Annotated in this window: 1 protein-coding gene; it reads right to left on the reverse strand. The window is 28.9% G+C overall.

Going from position 1 to position 460, the window contains the following annotated elements; translation table 11 throughout:
* The coding region (locus AADEFJLK_RS24875; protein ID WP_211299337.1) for a hypothetical protein at positions 1 to 460 on the reverse strand (460 nt) is incomplete at both ends.

Raw genomic sequence — 460 nt, forward strand, 5'->3', positions numbered from 1 at the left:
CCAATCTCAGGATGATTGTCAAACCATTCTGATAAGCGACTGATAGCTTCTTTGAAAAAATCGTCTTTATGGTTTTGATTAATTTTTTCTGTTATTTTTTCTGCAATATTTTTTTTATTTTTAGGATGGAATTTATCAGGTTTTATATTTTTGTTTAATAAGCAATTTCTCCAATCTTCACCCAATAATTTTAAAATATTAACTAAATCTTCGTTTTCTATTTCATCAAGATAAACATCAGACTTTTTCTTAAAAAAATCATTTTGATTTGGAATAATTGAAGCCTTGTCAAAATGATAGTGATTAGCATCATCTTCAAGGATGAATATATATATGGAATTTAGCCAATCAAACGTATCCCTTTCATCCTTTCTTAAAGATTGACTTAGCTTGTTGACGCTCTCTTGTTGTGCTAAGTCATTTACTAATGTCTGATAGTTTATCGTGTTCCAATCCTCCC

It is taken from the genome of Methylovulum psychrotolerans (genome assembly GCF_002923755.1).
Taxonomy (GTDB): Bacteria; Pseudomonadota; Gammaproteobacteria; order Methylococcales; family Methylomonadaceae; genus Methylovulum; species Methylovulum psychrotolerans.